The 21,176-nt window shown below is 32.4% G+C and carries 20 protein-coding genes; 14 read left to right on the plus strand and 6 right to left on the minus strand.

Going from position 1 to position 21,176, the window contains the following annotated elements:
- Nucleotides 1-100: 100 nt before the first annotated feature.
- The 4 genes from dnaA (at nt 101) to A8975_RS06965 (ending at nt 4,180) form a co-directional block, all read left to right on the plus strand.
- The gene (dnaA, locus tag A8975_RS06950) at nt 101-1,528 is read left to right on the plus strand and encodes a chromosomal replication initiator protein DnaA (protein ID WP_129760360.1); all 1,428 of its coding nucleotides are present in this window, start codon (nt 101-103) and stop codon (nt 1,526-1,528) included.
- Nucleotides 1,529-1,537: 9 nt separating this feature from the next.
- A complete protein-coding gene (locus A8975_RS06955) occupies nt 1,538-1,996 on the plus strand; it encodes a low molecular weight protein-tyrosine-phosphatase (protein ID WP_243832957.1) in 459 nt (152 codons plus the stop codon).
- A 61-nt stretch (nt 1,997-2,057) separates the two neighbouring features.
- The gene (locus A8975_RS06960) at nt 2,058-3,461 is read left to right on the plus strand and encodes a PQQ-dependent sugar dehydrogenase (protein ID WP_134199354.1); all 1,404 of its coding nucleotides are present in this window, start codon (nt 2,058-2,060) and stop codon (nt 3,459-3,461) included.
- A 2-nt stretch (nt 3,462-3,463) separates the two neighbouring features.
- Nucleotides 3,464-4,180 (plus strand): SAM-dependent methyltransferase, encoded by a 717-nt coding sequence (locus tag A8975_RS06965; RefSeq protein ID WP_131507178.1) that lies wholly within the window; start codon nt 3,464-3,466, stop codon nt 4,178-4,180.
- A 7-nt stretch (nt 4,181-4,187) separates the two neighbouring features.
- Here A8975_RS06965 and A8975_RS06970 read toward each other — a convergent pair whose 3' ends face one another.
- The 5 genes from A8975_RS06970 to dapF form a co-directional block, all read right to left on the minus strand.
- Complete coding sequence (locus A8975_RS06970; protein WP_129760364.1) at nt 4,188-4,859, minus strand: peptidoglycan-binding protein LysM; 672 nt, start codon at nt 4,857-4,859, stop codon at nt 4,188-4,190.
- Nucleotides 4,860-4,965: 106 nt separating this feature from the next.
- Entirely contained in the window at nt 4,966-5,871 is a 906-nt protein-coding gene (locus A8975_RS06975) for a DUF2279 domain-containing protein (protein ID WP_134199356.1), read from the minus strand.
- 5 nt (nt 5,872-5,876) lie between these two features.
- Complete coding sequence (gene mltG / locus A8975_RS06980) at nt 5,877-6,920, minus strand: endolytic transglycosylase MltG (protein ID WP_131507182.1); 1,044 nt, start codon at nt 6,918-6,920, stop codon at nt 5,877-5,879.
- The gene (locus A8975_RS06985; RefSeq protein ID WP_129760367.1) at nt 6,921-7,445 is read right to left on the minus strand and encodes a GNAT family N-acetyltransferase; all 525 of its coding nucleotides are present in this window, start codon (nt 7,443-7,445) and stop codon (nt 6,921-6,923) included.
- Complete coding sequence (dapF, locus tag A8975_RS06990) at nt 7,442-8,218, minus strand: diaminopimelate epimerase (RefSeq protein WP_134199358.1); 777 nt, start codon at nt 8,216-8,218, stop codon at nt 7,442-7,444. Before dapF ends, A8975_RS06985 begins: the two co-directional genes overlap by 4 nt.
- A 160-nt stretch (nt 8,219-8,378) precedes the next feature.
- Here dapF and A8975_RS06995 point away from each other — a divergent pair, with 160 nt between their 5' ends.
- From A8975_RS06995 to A8975_RS07010, 4 genes are all read left to right on the plus strand, one after another.
- Nucleotides 8,379-9,791, plus strand: coding sequence for a trypsin-like peptidase domain-containing protein (locus A8975_RS06995; protein WP_134199360.1), 1,413 nt, complete (start codon nt 8,379-8,381; stop codon nt 9,789-9,791).
- A gap of 148 nt (nt 9,792-9,939) precedes the next feature.
- Nucleotides 9,940-11,388 carry a glyceraldehyde-3-phosphate dehydrogenase gene (locus A8975_RS07000; protein WP_131507188.1) on the plus strand — a complete coding sequence of 483 codons (1,449 nt, stop codon included), beginning with the start codon at nt 9,940-9,942 and terminating at the stop codon, nt 11,386-11,388.
- A 146-nt stretch (nt 11,389-11,534) separates the two neighbouring features.
- Complete coding sequence (locus tag A8975_RS07005) at nt 11,535-12,143, plus strand: tRNA (guanine-N1)-methyltransferase (RefSeq protein ID WP_129760371.1); 609 nt, start codon at nt 11,535-11,537, stop codon at nt 12,141-12,143.
- A gap of 154 nt (nt 12,144-12,297) precedes the next feature.
- On the plus strand, nt 12,298-13,746 hold the full coding sequence (locus A8975_RS07010) for an SEFIR domain-containing protein (protein WP_134199363.1): 1,449 nt from the start codon (nt 12,298-12,300) through the stop codon (nt 13,744-13,746).
- A gap of 68 nt (nt 13,747-13,814) precedes the next feature.
- On the opposite strand, the gene A8975_RS07015 is transcribed toward A8975_RS07010, so the two are convergent.
- Nucleotides 13,815-14,504 (minus strand): hypothetical protein, encoded by a 690-nt coding sequence (locus A8975_RS07015; RefSeq protein ID WP_134199365.1) that lies wholly within the window; start codon nt 14,502-14,504, stop codon nt 13,815-13,817.
- Nucleotides 14,505-14,789: 285 nt separating this feature from the next.
- On the opposite strand from A8975_RS07015, the gene trmD reads away from it, so the two are divergent.
- The 6 genes from trmD (at nt 14,790) to A8975_RS07045 (ending at nt 21,085) form a co-directional block, all read left to right on the plus strand.
- Complete coding sequence (gene trmD, locus A8975_RS07020) at nt 14,790-15,467, plus strand: tRNA (guanosine(37)-N1)-methyltransferase TrmD (RefSeq protein ID WP_134199367.1); 678 nt, start codon at nt 14,790-14,792, stop codon at nt 15,465-15,467.
- Nucleotides 15,468-15,970: 503 nt separating this feature from the next.
- Nucleotides 15,971-16,321 carry a 50S ribosomal protein L19 gene (rplS, locus tag A8975_RS07025; RefSeq protein WP_129760375.1) on the plus strand — a complete coding sequence of 117 codons (351 nt, stop codon included), beginning with the start codon at nt 15,971-15,973 and terminating at the stop codon, nt 16,319-16,321.
- 687 nt (nt 16,322-17,008) lie between these two features.
- Nucleotides 17,009-17,581 (plus strand): pentapeptide repeat-containing protein, encoded by a 573-nt coding sequence (locus tag A8975_RS07030; RefSeq protein WP_134199369.1) that lies wholly within the window; start codon nt 17,009-17,011, stop codon nt 17,579-17,581.
- Between the two features lie 95 nt (nt 17,582-17,676).
- Nucleotides 17,677-19,902, plus strand: coding sequence for an NADP-dependent isocitrate dehydrogenase (locus A8975_RS07035; RefSeq protein ID WP_134199371.1), 2,226 nt, complete (start codon nt 17,677-17,679; stop codon nt 19,900-19,902).
- A 144-nt stretch (nt 19,903-20,046) separates the two neighbouring features.
- Nucleotides 20,047-20,865 (plus strand): N-acetylmuramic acid 6-phosphate etherase, encoded by an 819-nt coding sequence (gene murQ, locus A8975_RS07040; RefSeq protein WP_134199373.1) that lies wholly within the window; start codon nt 20,047-20,049, stop codon nt 20,863-20,865.
- Entirely contained in the window at nt 20,855-21,085 is a 231-nt protein-coding gene (locus A8975_RS07045) for a DUF6095 family protein (RefSeq protein WP_243832958.1), read from the plus strand. Before murQ ends, A8975_RS07045 begins: the two co-directional genes overlap by 11 nt.
- Nucleotides 21,086-21,176 lie beyond the last annotated feature (91 nt).

The raw sequence follows: 21,176 nt of genomic DNA on the forward strand, positions 1-21,176 counted from the left end.
TCACATATTTGTCAGGTAAAAAAAATGACTCAAGAGAAACTCGAATTTCTCTTTTTTTTACTAAACTAAACTAACTAAACATCAAAAATTAACTTAGAGAATGAATGTAACTGCGCAATCGGTTTGGAATAATTGCCTTTCTTTTATAAAAGATAACATACAGCCCCAAGCATACAAAACTTGGTTTGAACCAATTGTAGCAGTTAAACTTACAGACAATGCTTTAAGCATTCAAGTACCTAGTAAATTCTTCTACGAGTGGCTTGAAGAGCACTATGTAAAAATCCTTAAAGTTGCGCTTACAAAAGAACTTGGTGAAACTGCTAAATTGGTATATGTTATTAAAATGGAAAACACCTATGGTAACAAACAACCATTTACTGAAAAAATACCAAGCTCTAACAGAACAGCTGTTAAGTCGCAAGATGTTGATATTCCTTTAAACAATAAAAATCCTGAGCTTAAAAACCCATTTGTAATTCCTGGAATTAGAAATGTAAAAATTGAGTCTCAATTAAATCCTAACTACAACTTTGAAAATTTCCTTGAAGGAGATTCAAACAGGTTAGCAAGAAATGCAGGTTTAGCAGTTGCTAACAAACCTGGAGGAACATCGTTTAACCCATTACTTATTTTTGGTGGTGTTGGATTAGGAAAAACCCACTTAGCTCATGCTATTGGTATTGATATTAAAGACAAGTATCCTGAAAAGACGGTACTTTATATATCTGCTGAAAAATTTACACAACAATATATTGACTCAGTAAAAAAGAATAACAGAAATGACTTTATTCATTTTTATCAAATTATTGATGTCTTAATTATTGATGATGTTCAGTTTTTCTCAGGCAAATCTGGAACTCAAGATGTATTCTTCCATATCTTCAACCATCTACACCAAAATGGTAAGCAAGTCATTTTAACAAGTGACAAAGCTCCTGTTGATATGCAAGATATTGAGCAACGCTTATTGTCTCGTTTTAAATGGGGACTTTCAGCAGAACTACAGAGTCCTGATTTTGAAACAAGAGTATCTATTCTTAAAAACAAACTCTACAGAGATGGTGTTGAAATGCCTGAAGAAATCATAGAGTATGTTGCTAAAAACATTAAAACTAACGTTAGAGAATTAGAAGGCGCTATAATCTCTTTAATAGCACAATCTTCTTTCAATAAAAAGGAAATTACAATAAACTTAGCTAAGGATATTGTTGAAAAATTTGTTAAGAATACTAAGAGAGAAGTTTCAATTGACTATATCCAAAAAGTAGTTTCTGACTACTTCCAAATGGACGTTAGCACATTACAGTCTAAAACCCGAAAGCGTCACATTGTACAAGCTAGACAATTAGCTATGTTTTTTGCTAAAAAATTCACTAAAGCTTCTTTAGCGAGTATTGGCTCTCAAATTGGAAAACGTGACCACGCAACAGTATTACATGCTTGTAAAACTGTAGACAATTTATCTTCTACTGACAAACAGTTTAGAAAATACGTAGAAGATCTTTCTAAAAAATTATCGCTCTAAAATTAAGTTATGGTAAGTATTCTAATGGTTTGCTTAGGTAATATTTGCCGCTCACCATTGGCTCATGGTATTTTAGAATCTAAGCTACCTTCAGACAAGTTTTATGTAGATTCAGCTGGTACAGCAAACTATCATGTTGGCGACAGCCCAGACCATAGGTCAATTGCTGTAGCAAAAGCTAACGGAATTAACATTTCGCACCAACGCGGAAGACAGTTTAAAGTTTCTGACTTTGATACTTTTGACCATATTTTTGTGATGGATCAATCTAATTTCGAAAACGTAATTAAACTCGCTAGGAACACTCACGACATTTCTAAAGTAAAGCTTATTTTAGAAGTAGACCCTCACATCAAAGACAAACATGTTCCTGATCCTTACTATGGAACAATTAAAAATTTTGAGCGCGTATACTCTCTTCTTGACAATGCATGCAACATTATTTCTAAAAACCTGATTAACAATTAAATTCATTGATATTGTTAGATTTTTTGTATTTTGTTGCAACAAACTCCCTTAAATTAATACTATGAAAAAGTTAACCTCTCTAGTTATACTCTTTAGTTTTTCTATTGGGTTTGCTCAAGATATTGAGATTGAAACTTTTGCTACAGGACTTTCAAACCCTGTAAATATCAAGCATTCAGGCGATAATAGACTTTTTGTTGCAGAACGATCTGGTTATATCCAAATCATAAACCAAGAAGGCACAATTAACCCAACTCCTTTTTTAGATATTGACGTAAACGTTACTGATAATGGTGGTGAACAAGGACTTTTAGGATTAGCTTTTCACCCAAATTATGCTTCGAACGGTTATTTTTATGTTAATTATATAAACAACGCAGGTGATACTGTAATCTCAAGATTCACAAGAAGCGATAGCAATACAGCAGACTCAAGTTCTGAGCTAATATTAATGACTATTTCTCAACCTTATATCAATCATAATGGTGGTGACATGGCGTTTGGAAATGATGGCTATTTATACATAGCGACAGGAGATGGAGGTTCAGGTGGTGATCCAGGAAATAGAGCTCAAGACCTCAGTACTTTATTAGGTAAAATGCTTCGAATAGATGTTGATAATACTAGTGGAGGAAACAACTATGCTATTCCTGCTACAAATCCTTTTGTTGGTGACGCAACTGCTCTTGACGAAATTTGGTCTTATGGACTGCGAAATCCTTGGAAGTTTTCTTTTGATAGTCTAACCAATGACATTTGGATTGCTGATGTTGGACAAAATGAGTACGAAGAAATAAATATGGCTACTCCTTCTGCATCTGCTTTAGGTGTTAATTATGGATGGCGTTGTTATGAAGGAAACTCTACCTATAACACAGCCGATTGTCCTCCTATGTCTGAAATGACTTTTCCGGTTGCTGAATATGGTCATACCTCATCTGGAGCCTTTAAATGCTCAATAACTGGTGGTTATATTTATAGAGGTTCAACTCAACCTAATTTATATGGTGTTTACTTTTTTGCTGATTACTGCAGTAATGAAATAGGAATTTTAAGTAACAACGAAGGTACTTGGAGTTATACCTTTACTGAGCAATATTCAGGAAATGGATGGAGTTGTTTTGGTGAAGATGTTAATGGAGAATTATATGTTGCTGGCTTGTCTTCTGGAACGATCTATAAAATCATTGATGCTAATTTAAGTGTTGATGAGCATCAATTATCTGACATTAAATTATATCCTAATCCTGCAAACGAAAGTTTCACTATAGACCTATTAGAATTTTATTCATCATTAAATTCTGTTCATTTATTTAACATGCAAGGTAAGCTTGTAAAGTCTGTTAATGAATTTGACAATCAGTTAACTACTATTTCTACAAAAGAATTATCAAACGGACTTTATCTAGTACAACTAGTTAATAATAATGGACAAACACAATTTAAAAAGCTCATTGTTAATTAAGAATGAACAATACTTACGGTAAATTATACCTTATACCTACACGTTTAGGAGATAATCCTCCACTTGAAGTTTTACCAATTTCAGTAAAGAAAATTATTGAAATGGTTGACGATTATATTGTTGAAAATCAAAAAACAGCTAGACATTTTATAAAACGAGTAAGCCCAAGAAAATCGCAGCCTTCGTTAAATATTAATGTATTAAATAAATACACTGAAGATTTTGAGATTTCAAACTTTTTAGATGCTTGTAAAGCAGGAAAACCCATGGGTTTGCTTTCTGAAGCTGGTTGTCCAGGAATTGCCGATCCTGGTGCTGAAATTGTGAAGCTTGCACACCAAAACAACATACAGGTTGTACCTTTGGTTGGACCTTCTTCTATTATTTTGGCATTAATGAGTTCTGGAATGAACGGACAAAATTTTGCTTTTAATGGCTACCTACCAATAGACAAAGCTGAAAGAAAGTCTGCTTTAAAACGACTTGAGAAGTTATCTTTTGAACAAAATCAAACACAACTCTTTATTGAAACTCCTTACAGAAATAATAAAATGCTAGAAGATATTTGTAGTTTGTTACACCAAAATACAAGAATATGTATTGCTTGTGATATTACATTACCTACTGAGTATATAAAAACGCAAACCGTGAATGAGTGGAAAAAAACAAAGATTGACTTACATAAACGTCCGTCAATCTTTGCTATTCATAAAGATTAATTCTTTATTAAAGTACTGCTTTCGCTTTCTTGTTTGGTACAATATGCGATGTATCGTAACCAGAAAACTTCTTTAGGTAATGTCTAATTGAAGTTCCGTAAGCATCCTTAAAGTTATTAGAACCATAACTTCTTAAATACTTTTTTACGCTTCCAGGACCTGCTAAATGCGCTGCAGCCAAAATACCAGATTCAGTAACATTAACGCCTCCTATTGTTTTTCCAACAAAGCGGTTAATGTCTTTACGTAATATCCATTTATTACGTTCAGCATTTGCTAAGAAAGCTTTTTCTTGTAATTCAGGATTGTATAAAAACTGATTAGGGTTATAAATACCTATCAATTTTAATGTTTCAGCACCAAATTGGTACTTTCCTAAATAACCAAGTGTGTTAACTCTAAAATAATTGCTACCAGATTCTTTGAATCCAAGAGCTTCTTTAAAACCTACGTAAGATTTCCCTAAGTAAGGAAATTGAATGTCATTTGAAATAGGTGATACTGCACCTTTAGAATCTTTTGCTAATAAAGCAATGTCCTTAGATACTGTAAAATCTATTTCCAAACCCTCAGTAGAATAATTTGTTAAATCTACTTTAGTGTTTGAATACAACGCTAAAAAAATTAAAGCGCCAATTGCAAGAGGGATAACAAAAAAATTAGTTTTCTTTTTTATCATAATAGCTAATTTATTAAGTCCTTAATTCCCCAAAAATGGACCTAAAATTTCAGCGTGCAAAGATATAACTTTTTTTTAAAACCTGAAAATTAATCGTTTAACCGCTCTAAAAATAGATTCCATGGAGCTTTATGCCTTTTTTATCGGTAAACTCCAATGCTGGAAATGGTACCTTAATAACATTAAAAACGTCAAATATCGTTCGTAAAAAACGAGAGTTCGTTTTAATTCTTGACAAATCTACATCTAAACTTAAATAGAATTGACGAATTCTATTTTGACTTATCATTGAGTTATTAACACTCTCATTTTCACCAGATAACATACCATCTCCTCCATAACCAATAGCTACATTAAGCCATTTGGGAAAATTACTATCCTTGAAAAACGAGTGTACATTAGCACTGAGCCAATAGGTTTGACCATTGTAGTCTTTTAAAAACTCTTCAAAAAAGCCATCTCCAAGTTTATCAGGACGTTGAGCAGCATATTTAGTTTGGTGGAAAGAATATTTTAAAACAATACGCTGTTCTTGCCAAAGTAATTCTTGGCCAACATACAAGCCTGTTCCTGTGGCATTAGCTATCATGTCTCCCCAAGAAAAACCCCATTCTTCAGAAAAACCATCCATAACCTCTACAGCTGTTAAAAAGGTAAAGCCTAAAGTAGAACCATAAATAAGCTGGTCTTTTTTACGTACACCACTCCAATTTAAAACATTAGCACCTACTCTTCCTAATTGATAAGATGTAAACACATGACCAAGTTTATCCATTTGCAACCACTCATTGTTATCATTTAATGTATGGAATTTTGAACGAGGATAATCGGCATACCAAAGTCTATCTAAACCAATAAGCGTTAGTCCTGCTAAAGAAGACTCAGCTATTACAACTGCATTACGTCTTGAAAGATTTAAACTATCACTAGGCTTTAAAAACGACTCAAATGTAGATTGCGAAAAAGATACTGATACAAGTAAAAAGGCTATATAACAGATTTTTTTTCGCATTAAAATTACCTATTTATTCCTTGAGCAGATAAATAACGCTGATACTCTCTAGCATTTACATTGTGCTGACTTAAGGTTTTAGCAAATTTATGAAACCCTAAGCGTTTAGCATCAGCAGCAAAATAAAGGTAATTGTGTTTTTCATAATTCAACACAGCATCAATTGCCGAAATATCTGGCATTGCGATAAGCCCTGGAGGTAATCCAGCATTCATGTATGTATTATAAGGTGACTCTATTTCTTTGTGAATATTCAATACACGTTTTATTACTGTATTTTTATATTGAGGCAATTGATAAGCTGCAAATTTTAATGTTGGGTCTGCTTGCAAAGGCATTCCTATTCGCAACCTATTCATATACACACCTGCAATACGAGGTTGCTCGCTAGCTTGCTTTGACTCTTCATATACAATAGACGCTAAAGCCATAACCTTATCTCTAGACATGTTTAATGCTTTAGCTTTCGCATTTCTACTGTCGTTCCAAAATCGGTTATATTCTTTTAACATTCGGTCTCTAAATTCTTCAGCTGAAGTATTCCAGAAAAACTCATAGCTATTTGGAATATACATCCCTAAAGCTGTTTGTTTTGAAAAACCGCTTTTTTCATAAAATGTTTCAGAAGTCATAGTTTCAATTAAAGACAAACTATCTGCTTCTATTTGGTTTGCAATTCTACCTGCAAGTTTTTCTAATGTTTCCTGATTATTAAAAGATACTTTAATTGGGATATTATTACTTCTAATCGAATTGATAATATCGTTATTACTCATTCCTTTTTTAATTTCATACCTACCAGCTTTTATATTAGCTGTGTATTTTTTTTGCTTTGCTAACGCATCAAAAGCATCAATATCCAATAACAATGGTTCCAATTGTGCTCTTACTTCGTTATAGTCGGCTCCTGTAGGAATAAACACATAGGCATTTTCATTATTAAAACTTGTATTAGGCTTAAACATTGCACTATACACAAAATACGCGAAGTAAGCAGCTACTGCTAGACCTATAAGAGCAATTGCCCAAAGAATTTTCTTTATATACATTTAAATTGAAATACGTTGTAATAAATATTCGTTTTTATAAGAACCATTAGTATAGGTCCAATCTTTTTTTAGTCCTATTTTTTGAAACCCATGACTTTCAAACAAATTAAGGCTTGCAGTATTTTCTTCTGAAATATTGCAATATAATTGATGCACATCTAGATGTTTTACACAGTAATCTATAAGCAATCCTAAAGCTTCACTAGCAAACCCTTTTTGTCTATCCTCAGGATTTTTAATTAAAATACCAACACCAACTCTTTTATTTCTGAAATCAAAATCAAAAAGATCAATGAGTCCTAAAGCGTCATCATTATAACTAGAAATGACTAGTCGTAATTGTTTGACTTCAAAAATATCTTTGTGCGCATTTTCTAAATACTGTTTTATTAAAAATTTGGAATATGGTGTAATGGTACTGCTTATTTCCCAAATGGATTCATCATTTTCTACCTGATGGATAAATTCCAAATCCTCTAGCTCGAGAGCTCTTAAATAAATATGCTTTCCTTTTAGAGTTATCATTCAAAAGTCCCTTTATAAACCAAAGTTGCTGGTCCAATAAGCCACACATTTTTATACGTGCCATTTTCAACAGTAAAAGACACTTTAAGATCCCCTCCTTTTGTCTTTAATGTCACTAGATTTTTTTCGGTTTCTCCAATATAATGCATCGCCAAAGCTACAGCAGTCACTCCTGTTCCGCAAGACAACGTTTCGTCTTCTACTCCACGTTCATAAGTTCTTACAGCAAAAGTATCTTCTGAAATTTTTTCAACAAAATTTACATTACTTCCTGCTTTACCATATAAATTACCATATCTGATTGCTGAACCTTTTGTTTTGACATCAAAATGCTTCAAGTCATTAACCATTTCTATATGATGAGGCGAACCAGTATCTAAAAACACATAGTCTTGCTGTTGATTAACTTTTAAAACATCTTGCATTTGAAGACTCACAACACCTTGCTCAATAACAGCATGATGTAAACCATCAATAGCTATAAAAGTAGCTTTATCATTAACAACACCTAGTTGCTTTGCAAAAGCTGACAAACAACGACCACCATTACCACACATAGAACTTTCGTTACCATCGGCATTGTAATACACCATTTTAAAATCATAATCAGGATGATTTTCAAGCAGTATCAGTCCGTCAGCACCTATGCCAAAACGTCTGTCACACAAAAAAGCAATATGTTTGGTATTGTTTTTGTCGAAGTGTAATGAACGGTTATCGATCATTACAAAATCGTTTCCTGTACCTTGATATTTATAGAAATTAAGTTTCATAAGCGGTACAAATATAGGAATAAAACATTGGTTTTTGCAGTGTTAAATACGCGTTAAATGCGACGTTAAAAATCGTTAAATTGAAACTGTTAATTCAATAAATAGTTAATTTTAATCGTTAAATAATTATCAAATCATAACTCAAAACCTAATAAAACAAATGAAAAAGATTTTAACCTTAGTTTTAGTTTCAGTATTAGGTGGAATTATAACATTATCCGCCTACAAGCTATTTTTAGAACAAGACAACAGTGCTTTGGCATCTACCACAAATAATAATGAGCAGGTATCTTTTCTGCCCACAAACAATACTGTAACAAGTGCTTACAACATTTCAAATGTTCCTGATTTTGTCGATGCAGCCGAAAAAACAGTACACGCTGTGGTACACGTTAAAAACACAACTATTGTAAAAGGACCAACTTCATTTGAAGATTTATTCTACGGAAGAAACTCTCAGCGTGCTCAAGTAGGAACAGGTAGTGGTGTTATTATTTCTCCTGATGGATATATTATAACCAACAATCATGTTATTAATGGCGCAAATCAAATATCTATTACTTCTAACGACAATAAAATTTATGATGCTAAATTGATTGGTAGTGATGAAAAAACAGATATCGCACTTCTAAAGATTGATACCGATGAAGAACTTCCTTTTGTAACTTTTGGAGATTCTGATCAAGCTAAAATTGGCGAATGGGTTTTAGCAGTTGGTAACCCTTTTAATCTTACTTCTACTGTTACTGCAGGAATTATCAGTGCAAAGTCAAGAGATTTAACAGGTCAAAACCATCAGTCATTTATTCAAACTGATGCTGCTGTAAATCCAGGAAACTCTGGTGGTGCTTTGGTAAATGCTAATGGTGATTTGGTAGGAATAAATACTGCTATTTCATCGCAAACAGGATCTTACATTGGATATTCTTTTGCTGTACCAAGTAACATTGCCAGAAAAGTGGTTGAAGATATTATGGAGTATGGTGATGTTCAAAATGGAATTTTAGGAGTAACTGGTGGATCATTAAATAGTAAATATGCCGAAGAATTAGGTGTTGCTACTACTGAAGGATTTTATGTAAATAGTGTTGAAGAAGACTCTGGTGCTGATTTGGCAGGAATACAAAGTGGTGACGTTATTAAAAAACTAGACGATATTAAAATTTCTAAGTTTTCTGACCTAAAAGGATATTTGAGCACCAAACGTCCTGATGATGTTGTAAACGTAACATTATTAAGAGACAACGACACTAAAATTGTTCCTGTAACTTTAATAAGGAATCAAACCTTACAACTTCCTATTATTGGGTTGGTTAAAAATGCCAAAGAGAAAGACTTAAGAAAACTAGATGCTCAAAATGGTGTTAAAATTTCGTCGTTAGACAAAACGTATGAGCGTTTTTGGAAAAAGAATGGAATTGAAGAAGGAAGTATTGTTACAGCTATAAACGATAAATCTGTAAACAGTATTGATGAAGTAAAACATGCACTTGAAAATAAATCAAGTAATGACCCATTAAAGTTTGAAATTATCAACAAAAATGGAAAAAAAGAGAGCTTCTATTGGAAGTAAACTCATTTTGATAACAATAACTCAAAATCACCCTTTAACAACTTAATAGTTAAAGGGTTTTTTATTTGTTAAAATAGTTTACGAAAACGTTTGAAATATATTACTTTTGCAAAAAATTTCATTTTAACAACACACTAAACATTATAAAATGAGTCTTACAAAAACTTATGAAAGTGAATTGGCTTTTCAAGCAGATCGTAGAAGAGCAACTGTAGAATTTATCAAAATTGTTAGCGACCTTTGGTATGATAAATCCATAGAGCTAGTTTTGTTCAGAAATCAATTAATTGACAGAAATGTTAGCGAGATTTTGAACTTACACGAATATGCTGGCGAGTTTGTACAAAAACCAATTTCTATTTTCGACTCTGTTGAAATCGCTCAGGCTATTAAAACATTAGACCTTCCTCCTGCTAAACTAGACATAGGAAAATTAACCTATGAGTTTCACCTAGAAGATCAAAAATACAGTAATGCAACTGCATTTGTAGCCAACAAACTTAAAGATGCTAGTAAAAACAACTCTATTGAACCTAAAGATGTTGTGCTTTATGGTTTTGGTAGAATTGGTCGTTTGGTAGCTAGAGAGCTAATGACCAGAACAGGAAAAGGAAGTCAATTACGTTTAAGAGCTATTGTTACAAGAGGTGCAATAGACCAAACTGTTTTAGAAAAAAGAGCATCTTTATTACGTAACGACTCTGTTCATGGTGATTTCCCAGGAACTGTTGTTGCCGATGTAAAAAACAGCGCTTTAATTATAAATGGCACAACTGTAAATATCATTTCAGCAAATGCACCAGAAGATATCGACTATACCAAATACGGAATTGATAAAGCCTTAGTAATTGACAATACTGGAGCCTTTAGAGACTATGAAGCTTTAAGCAGACATTTAAAATCAAAAGGTGTTGACAAAGTATTACTTACTGCTCCTGGTAAAGGTGTTCCAAATATTGTTCATGGTGTTAATCATCTTGAAAACAATCCTGACAACATCAATATCTTTTCAGCAGCATCTTGTACTACAAACGCAATTACACCTGTATTAAAAGCTGTTGAAGACACTTTTGGAGTAAAAACTGGTCATTTAGAAACTATCCACGCGTATACCAACGATCAAAATTTAGTTGATAATTTCCATAAAAAATACCGTCGTGGTCGTGCAGCAGCACTTAACATGGTAATTACCGAAACTGGAGCAGGAAGCGCAGTTTCTAAAGCATTACCATCTTTAGAAGGAAAATTAACTTCTAACGCAATTAGAGTTCCTGTACCAAATGGCTCTTTAGCAATTTTGAATTTGGAATTAGAGAAATCAACATCTGTTGAAGGTATCAATACCATTATGAAAAAGTATGCGCTTGAAGGTGACCTGGTAGAACAAATTAAATATGAAATGAGCGACGAGTTGGTATCTAGCGATATCGTTGGTAGCTCAGCACCTTCAATCTATGATAGTAAAGCAACCATTGTTAGAAAAGATGGTAAAAATGTGATACTATATATATGGTATGATAATGAGTATGGTTATAGCCATCAGGTGATTAGGTTAGCAAAATATATTGCAAAAGTAAGACGCTACACCTATTATTAATAGACTAAAACGTCCAAAACATAAAACCGTTCGTATATAAAATAGCCTCACAAAATGTGAGGCTATTTGCTTAAAAAATAATCAAAAACAAATAGAAATTGCTATATTGTTCAAAATTAACCACAGCTAAAAACAGCCTAACCAAAATGAAATATTTTAAAACCCTTTTTCTTACAACACTTTGCATATTATCCTTTACAACCCTAATTGCTCAGGAAACTACCGAAGAAGACAAATTATCATTAAACGAAGGGAGTATTGACAATCAATTTGAATTCGTTATACAACGCTCAAACAATTATCAAGAGTATAAAGTTGTAAAAAAGAACTGGTTATATACACTTAAAGCACACACATTAGACTCGCTTAAAGCCATACACAAGGATTTGGCAGATACACAAGCTATAGTAGACAAACAAGCCTTAGAAATTACTGAGCTTAAAAGCAATCTTACAAATACCAAAGACACATTAGACAAAACCAATCTTGAAAAAGATAGTATGGCATTGTTTGGAATGCAAATGAGCAAAGGAGGCTACAATGTACTTATGTGGAGTATTATTGGAGGATTATTTGCACTGTTGCTTCTCTTTATATACAAGTTTAAAAACAGTAATGCTATTACCAAACAAGCTAAAAAATCGTTAGCTGAAACCGAAGAAGAATTTGAAGAACATCGTAGGACTGCTTTAGAAAGAGAGCAAAAAGTAAGACGCCAACTTCAAGATGAAATTAATAAACAAAAAGGCATATAATGGTTTGCTTTTTTAGATGAATACAAATCCGTAAAGTTTTTTACGGATTTTTTGTTTATTAAAACTATTGGCTAACTTCGTTAAATAACTGATATAGGTTGTTAAAACAATTTATACCTTAGTTCTTGTAGGTAATTTAAACTAAAGTCAAAAGTTGAAACAAAAAGTATTTATATCATATAGCTGGTCTTCACCCGAACACGAAGAATGGGTTATCAATTTGGCAGAAAGACTAATGTCAGACGGAATAGAAGTAATAATTGACAAATGGGATTTGAAGGAAGGTCACGATATGTTTGATTTTATGGAATCTATGGTAAAATCACCTGAAATAAATAAGGTTTTAGTTATCCTAGATAAAACATATTCAGAAAAAGCAGATTCAAGAAGTGGTGGTGTTGGAACAGAAACACAAATCATTAGCCCAAATGTTTACAAAAATGCTTCACAAGAAAAATTTATTCCAATAGTTACTGAAAGAGATGAAGAAGGTAATGCATTTATTCCAACTTACTTTGACGGTCGAATTTATATAGATTTATCTTCAAATGAGCATTTTGAAGAAAATTATGAGAAACTACTGAGAAATATCTATCAAAGACCCTCATTTCAAAAGCCCAAAATAGGAACGCCACCAAAATATTTGTTCGAGGAAACACCAAAATCATATAAAACCTCACAAATATTGAGAACGTTTGATTATCAAATAGACAAATATCCTAAAAGAATAAACTCAATAATAAGAGATTTCCTCGATGTTTTTTATAACAATCTGAAAGACTTTGCAATTGAATTTGAGGTAAATGATTATATGGGTATCGGAAAACAAATTTGTGACAATATTCATCAATATACTGACATAAGAAATGACTTTTTAGATTTTATAGACAAATTGACAAAATTGGAAATAGAATTTGATTTTGATATTGTTATTAATTTTCTAGAGAAATTACCACTTCTAGAAAATCCAGACGAATCAAGGTCAAGTTGGTCTCAATTTGAATTTGACAATTTTCGAATAATAAACCACGAGCTATTAATCTATCTAGTAGCTATTGGATTAAAGAATGAAAACTACGGGTTCGTTGAGGATGTTTTATACTCAACTTACTTCTTCAAAGACCGACATAACAACTATAACAATGAACCAAAAACCTTTGATGAATTATATAGACATGTTGATTCTATTGATAAATATTATAAGGAAACCTATTCTAAAAATTTCTTTAATCCTATGGCGGATTTAATCATCAAGAGAATCCCTGAAAATATGGACAAATCTGATTTTGTTCAAGCCGACCTTTTATGTTATTATGTTGCAAATATGAATGGAAAAAGATGGTTCCCTCAAACTTATGTTTATGACTCTCGAAGTAAAAAGGAATTGTTCTACAAAATGGTTTCGAAAAAACATTTTAACAAGGTAAAAGGACTTTTTGATGTTAAAAATATTGACGAAATGAAATATAAACTAAACGAATTGAAAGAAAAAGAGTCACAAAATGGTTCTTATAATAATCGTATTGGTTATTCAAGTTCATTTGACCGAGTATTACCGTTATATGATGTTATTGAAATTGAAAAGATAGGAACAACAAGATAAAAAACAACCACAACAATGGCTATAAGTAATTGCTTGTTCTCTCCTACTTCTAAAAACAACCTAAAAGTTTAAGATATTTTAATTTTTAAATACTTTGTTTCAGATATATACTCTAATAATGCATAAATAAACAATGCAATTCCTAGCATTTCCAATAACTCCTCAATGGTATAGAACAAGCAGTACCAAAAATTAGAAACACCGTATAGCTCATCAAAATAGCCTGAAACCGCTTCAAAAACAATAGCTCCTGTTATAAAAATGAGTCCTGATACAACAAATAACTTTTTGGTTTCAATTGGCAATCTATTAAACCATTTTATATAAAAAACAGCTATTATTAAAAACAATATGGCATAAGGTATGTACCAAGAGTAGTATAAGAGTCCTGTAGTTTGTAATAAATTATGTGTCGGGTTCCATAAATATTCATGTATTCTTGTAAACTCGTCAACTGCTAAAAACAAAAACACAAAAGATAACCCTAACCAATCGATATATTTAAGGTTCCTTTTCTTATTTCGCATTGCAATAATTAAAAGCAACAAACTAGCTATTGATATAGCTAACGTCGAGTAAAATGTTGGTAGGTTTTCTTCTAAATCAAAATCAAAAAAGACGATTATAATTTCAACTATTCGAGGTTTGGGAAAATCACTGAATTTTAAAAAATTAACAATTATATTACCAATTAATAATAAAAAAATAACAATTAATAACTTCTTAAAAAAAAACTCAGGTTTTATTTTAAACTTCATAACGCTACACTTTAAAATCCTTCTTCAAGCATTAATTTATATGCTTTCACTCCATTTATCACTAAAACAATATTTGCTTTTTTATTCTGAATCCTCAAAAACACCGACAAAAAGCACGTTTTTTTGTTTAAAAGATATTTTTTTAACAAAAATTATTGCAAAACATCAATATTAGACCCATGCAACACCTATAAATTATTGAATCCATACTATTTATAATTGAAGTTGATTACCTCCTAAAAACATAATCTAATTAAACCTATCTTTGCAGCCAATACTTAAAACATGCGCATAGATATTATAACCGTTTTACCTGAGCTATTAAGTAGTCCGTTTGAAGCCTCTATACTTAAACGAGCTATTGATGCTAACTTGGTAGAAGTTCATTTTCATAACCTTAGAGATTACACAACCGATAATTATAAGTCTGTAGACGACTATCAATTTGGTGGTGGAGCAGGAATGGTCATGATGATTGAACCTATTGACAAATGTATTTCTAGTTTACAAGCACAACGCAAGTATGATGAAATTATTTATATGACACCAGATGGTGAACGCTTAAACCAAGGTATTGCTAACCAACTGTCCTTACACGAAAACATTATTATATTATGTGGTCATTATAAAGGTGTTGACCAACGCGTACGTGATAAGTTTATTACCAAAGAAATTTCAATTGGCGATTATGTATTATCTGGTGGCGAATTAGGAGCTGCTGTATTATGCGATGCTGTAATACGTTTAATTCCTGGTGTATTGGGTAATGAAACCTCTGCCCTAACCGATTCGTTTCAGGATAATCTTTTAGCGCCTCCAATATATACTAGACCTCGTGAGTATAAAGGTATGCAAGTACCTGAAATTTTGTTTAGTGGTAATTTCCCTGAAATTGAAAAATGGCGTGAAGAACAAGCTTATAAACGCACACAAGAACGCAGACCTGATTTATTGGATGATTAAAAGTGGGAGCTATACTTGAATTTTTTGTTGAAATCATTTTTAGAGGCATAATTGTTCATGTTATAGGATTGTATACTCGTTATTATTTTTTCAAATTAATAAGAAAAAACAAAGGTCTTAAGTACTTATCTGGTGATAAAGTAATTAACGACAAGATAAATTCAGTGCAACAACCTTTTTACAATGCTATAGTTGGGATAATTACATTTTGTTCAATTAGCTTTATTATTGCATATATGGCTTTTAGTTAATTTTGCAATCGTGTTAAGGATAGAAATGGCATCCTTTTTACGTCAGTCAAGGCTTGACGAAGACACGTAAAAAGATACAATGGATAGCCTGACCAAGACAAGTGTTTACACTTTGGCTTGGGAACACCAAAAAATTATTAATTATTAATTGTACGTTAGTATTTATTAATTATCTTTGCAGCCAATTTCAGATTAACCTCTGGCGAGATCCGTGAATGTTGGTTTGAATCAACCATTTTAAAATTAAACAAAATGAATTCTTTAGTAAAATTTGTACAAGACGAATTTGTAACAAGAAAAGACTTACCTGAGTTTGGTGCAGGTGATACAATTACTGTATACTACGAAATTAAAGAAGGTAGTAAAACACGTACTCAGTTTTTTAAAGGTGTAGTATTACAACGTAAAGGATCTGGTACTTCTGAAACGTTTACCATTAGAAAAATGTCTGGAACAATTGGTGTAGAGCGTATTTTCCCAATTAACTTACCAGCACTTCAAAAAATTGAAGTTAACAAAAGAGGTAAAGTTAGACGTGCAAGAATTTACTACTTTAGAGGTCTTACTGGTAAAAAAGCAAGAATTAAAGAAGTTAGAAAATAAGCACTTCAAACCATATAATAATAAAGCCTTGATACTCTCAAGGCTTTTTTTATTAACCATTGTTAATAACTTCGGTTCATAAATAGTTGATATCTAATGGTCTAAAAAATTTGCAATTTTCATTTCTTGACCTATATTAGCTAAACGATTAAACAACAACCTTGAGTTGGTCACCATAAAAAAGGTGTTAATGTTAAAGTCGGAATAAAGTAACGTTCTTTATAAAATTGTTTTTTGAGGTTTTGAAACAGCATGTGTATGCATGATTAAGTTGAAAAACCATGAAGCTTTTAAAAGTACTGTATGTTTAGACAGACAAAAACTAGAAAAGTGGAAAGTACTCGAAGGTAACAGGAACGAAAGCGAATGTTAAGATAGGTGCAATGTTTTGAAAAGTAAGTAACGTGAAAACGAAGTTTAACAGACAAAACATCAAGAAAAACAATTAAACTGAAACATTAAATAACAAGTCAATACATTTTGAAAGTTATAGAGATGTTTCATTGATACTGTGAAACTTGAATTGAAAAAGACGATTGTGAATGTAAATTCCAATACGGCTGATTTAGCAGAAGTGTTAATTAGATCACGTAGTAACAGTTTCAGAGAAAGCCATGTCAAGGTAGTTAGCTACAATGATATGGCTTTTGTTTTTTTACACCTATATTTGATGTTTTAAACAATAATATGGACCTACCACTACTCTTAGATAAAACATTTAGCGCTGAAAACTACACAAAAACCCTTTTACCAAAAGCTGAATACGACAATTGCTCGTTTATAGATTGTGATTTTTCTAATGCTGATGTCTCAAATATTAGTTTCCTGGAGTGTGAGTTTACCAATTGTAACTTTAGTAATGCTAACATAAAACATACTACTTTCAATAATGTACAGTTCAACAATTGTAAACTTTTAGGGCTCCACTTTCATGATTGTAATGATTTTTTATTATCCTTTACATTCAATTCCTGTAGTTTAAACCTAGCTTCATTTACAAATCTAAATATTAAAGACACTCATTTTTTAAACTGTAATTTGCAGCAAGTAGATTTTACAAAAACCAATATTTCTAAAGCAATCTTTACGGATTGTAACCTTAAAAATGCTGTTTTTGAAAACACCAATCTTGAAAAAGCCGACTTAAGGTCGGCAATTAACTACAGCATCAATCCCGAAATTAATAATATTAATCAAGCAAAATTTTCAAAAGAGCAAATTTTCGGGCTTTTAAACACATACAATATCATAATTGAATAATTGCCTATAAACTACAAGGGATAGCCGCTTGAAATTATTATATTTGCAAGATTTTAAAAATACAAAGTTCATAAATAGATAAAATTTAACAACAAATGACAAAATCTTCTACTATATTTTATACAAAAACAGATGAAGCTCCAGCGTTGGCAACTCAATCTTTTTTACCAATTGTAAAAGCATTTACAAAATCGTCTGGAATTACTATAGAAACTAAAGATATCTCATTAGCAGGAAGAATTTTAGCAACCTTCCCTGACTTTTTAAATGAAGACCAAAAAGTAGAAGACGCCTTAGCTAAACTAGGTGAACTTGTTAAATTACCTGAAACAAATATTATAAAATTACCTAATATTAGTGCTTCAATTCCGCAATTAACAGCTGCAATTAAAGAGCTTCAAGAAAGAGGTTACAATGTACCTAACTATCCTGAAGATCCTCAAAATGACGAAGAAAAAGCTATCAAAGCACGATATGACAAAATTAAAGGTAGTGCTGTAAACCCAGTATTACGTGAAGGTAACTCAGACAGACGTGCACCAAAAGCGGTAAAAAACTATGCTAAGAAAAATCCGCATTCAATGGGAGCTTGGAGTTCAGACTCTAAAACTCACGTTGCTACAATGACTGAAGGAGATTTTGCTCACAACGAAAAATCACTTACACTAGATAACGATACTAGCATAAAAATTGTTCATACAGACCAAAATGGTAATGAAACCATTTTAAAAGATAGTTTCCCAATTTTAAAAGGTGAAATCATTGATGGTACTGTAATGCACAAAAAAGCATTATTAAACTTTTTACAAGAACAAGTTAAAGACGCCAAAGCACAAGGAGTACTTTTTTCATTACACATGAAAGCTACAATGATGAAGGTATCTGACCCTATTATTTTTGGTCATGCAGTAAGAGTATTTTTTGCTAATGTGTATGAAAAATATGGAGATATTCTTGAAGAAATTGGTGTAGAAGAAAATAACGGATTTGGTAACCTTGTGTCTAAATTAGAAAAATTACCAGCCGACAAAAAAGCTTTAATCGAAGCTGAAATTAACAAAGCTTTCAATAATGGTCCTGCAGTAGCTATGGTAAATAGCGATAAAGGTATTACCAACCTACATGTACCAAGCGATGTTATTATTGACGCTTCAATGCCTGCAATGATACGTACTTCAGGTCAAATGTGGAATGCCGAAGGAAAACAACAAGATACTAAAGCTGTAATTCCTGATAGTAGTTATGCTGGTATTTACACAGCTACAATCGATTTTTGTAAACAACATGGTGCTTTTGATCCAACAACAATGGGAACAGTTCCTAACGTTGGTTTAATGGCTCAAAAAGCAGAAGAATATGGATCGCATGACAAAACGTTTGAAATTACTTCTAACGGAACAGTAAAAGTTGTTGATGCATCAGGAAACACATTAATGGAGCACACAGTTGAAGCTGGTGATATTTGGAGAATGTGTCAAACTAAAGATTTACCAATTCAAGACTGGGTTAAACTTGCAGTAACAAGAGCAAGAGCATCACAAACTCCAGCAGTATTCTGGTTAAACGAAAATCGTGCTCACGATGCAGAGTTAATCAAAAAAGTTAACCAATATTTACCACAACACGATACTTCAGGATTAGATCTAAGAATTTTAGACCCAATTGCTGCAACGCAATTCACACTAGAACGTATTAAGGAAGGAAAAGATACCATTTCAGTAACAGGGAACGTATTAAGAGACTACCTTACTGACCTTTTCCCAATATTAGAAGTAGGTACAAGTGCAAAAATGTTATCTATCGTACCATTAATGAATGGTGGTGGTTTATTCGAAACTGGTGCTGGTGGATCAGCTCCAAAACACGTACAACAGTTATTAGAAGAAAACCATTTACGTTGGGATTCTCTAGGTGAATTCTTAGCCTTAGCGGTTTCTTTAGAGCATTTAAGCGAAACTTTCAACAATAAGAAAGCTCAAGTTTTAGCCGACACTTTAGATGAAGCAACCGGAAAACTATTAGAAAACGGTAAAGGACCTTCAAGAAAATGTGGCGAGTTAGACAATCGTGGGAGTCACTTCTATCTATCAATGTATTGGGCTCAAGCTTTGGCTAACCAGTCAAACGACAGCGAACTAAAAACCATGTTTACTTCAGTAGCTAAAGCACTTACCGAAAACGAAACCAAAATCGTTGACGAGCTAAATGCAGTTCAAGGTCAAACAACAAACATTGGAGGCTATTACCTAACCGAAGACGACATCGAAAGCAAAGTAATGCGACCAAGCAGCACCTTCAACAATATTATAAACTCAATTTAATATAAGAGCTCCTTTAATTAGGAGCTTTTTTATTTTTAGGGCGTTACCCTTCGGGTCATGCTGTCCGTTATATCTTTTTTGTAAAAACAAAAAAGGATGTCACTACCATCATTAACGCAGCAAAAAAATCATTATTTTTGAGCTATGGACTTTACAAAAACCACAGAGCAAGATTCCAATTACAATCATCTAGAAAAGATGACAATAAACCAGTTATTGACTAACATCAACAACGAGGACAAAACAGTCCCAAGGGCTGTTGAAAAAGCAATTCCTCAAATTGAAGCACTAGTAAAAATAATAGTTGAAAAATTAAAAAATGGAGGTCGATTATTTTACATAGGAGCTGGCACAAGTGGCAGACTTGGAATTGTTGACGCGTCAGAATGTCCGCCAACATTTGGTGTCTCTCACGATTTAGTTATTGGTTTAATTGCAGGAGGAGATACAGCAATAAGAAAAGCAGTAGAATTCGCTGAAGACTCAAAAGACCAAGCATGGAAAGACTTAAAGGAATATGGAGTCTCTAAAAAAGATGTAGTCGTTGGTATTGCAGCATCTGGTACAACGCCTTATGTTATTGGTGGTTTAGAAAAATGTAATGAAGAAGGCATCGCAACTGGATGCATAACCTGTAATTATAAAAGTCCATTGTCACTTACAGCTCAATTTCCTATAGAAGTCATTGTAGGTCCAGAGTTTGTTACAGGAAGCTCAAGAATGAAAGCAGGAACAGCCCAAAAACTTGTTTTAAACATGATAACAACAACCACTATGATTCAACTTGGCCATGTTAAAGGAAACAAAATGGTAGATATGCAATTGAGTAACAATAAACTGGTTGATAGAGGTACAAAAATGATCATGAGCGAACTTAACATTCAACAAGAGGAAGCACAACACTTACTAAATAAACATAAAAGTGTACGCTTAGCTATTCAAAACTATAAGCATGGAAACTAAACGAACAAATAAAGAAGTTTTAATACAAGGCCTAAAAAAAATGGGACTCTCTTTATTGTGTATGTTCCTTGGTCCTACTCTAATTTACATCGCATTTAGCAATCAAGAAAAACCACTCTATATTCCTATTTTAATTATTGGATGTTTAATCTGTGGGTTAGCTATCTTTTTTGCTTTTAAAGGCTTAAAAACTATTCTAGATAGTATGTTTAATAATTAGTAATTATACTATAATTTATTCTTAACAAATCTCACCTATCTTAAGCTCTATAAAACAAAAAAAGCATTCATAGATTTATGAATGCTTTTCT

This window comes from Meridianimaribacter flavus, assembly GCF_004366715.1.
In the GTDB taxonomy this organism is placed as follows: domain Bacteria; phylum Bacteroidota; class Bacteroidia; order Flavobacteriales; family Flavobacteriaceae; genus Gaetbulibacter_B; species Gaetbulibacter_B jejuensis.